The sequence below is a fragment of the Dethiosulfatibacter sp. genome (assembly GCF_983023055.1).
In genome coordinates this window covers 1-552 of the sequence record NZ_CEZJXU010000385.1, presented here as the reverse complement: position 1 = coordinate 552, position 552 = coordinate 1, and the positions used below count along the sequence as shown (strand labels likewise).

Sequence of the window (552 nt, the reverse complement as noted above, 5' to 3'; positions counted from 1 at the left end):
GAGAAATGTTCCCTGTTCTTGACAATAGGGCAATAATAGTTATGTCGGCGGACCATGGTGTTTGTGACGAAGGAGTCGCTTCCGGTCTTCAGGTTGTTACAGAGGTTCAAACTTACAATATTACAAAAGGTATAACAGGTGTAGGTGCATTGGCAAAAATTGCAGGAGCAGATCTTGTAACTGTAGACATAGGTGTAATGACAGACCTTGAATATGGAGAAATAATAAACAGAAAAATAAAATACGGTACAGACAATATGACAAAAGGTCCTGCCATGACATACGAGGAGGCTGTTAAAGCTCTTGAGACTGGAATTGAAATAGTAGAATCTGAAATCAATAAAGGTAGAAAAATAATCGGTACCGGGGAAATGGGTATAGGAAACACAACTCCCTCAACTGCAATACTTTCAGTATTGGGCGACATCCACCCTTCAGAAATAACCGGAATAGGTGCAAACCTTGAAGCATCAATGGTCAGCAACAAGACAAAGGTAATAGAAAGGGCAATAGAACTTAATGTTCCCGACAAGAACGATCCAATCGATGTTC

1 protein-coding gene is annotated in these 552 nt (G+C 40.2%); it reads left to right on the top strand.

The window, feature by feature from the left end:
* The coding region (locus tag AC3AX0_RS11370) for a nicotinate-nucleotide--dimethylbenzimidazole phosphoribosyltransferase (protein ID WP_487550401.1) at positions 1–552 on the top strand (552 nt) is incomplete at both ends.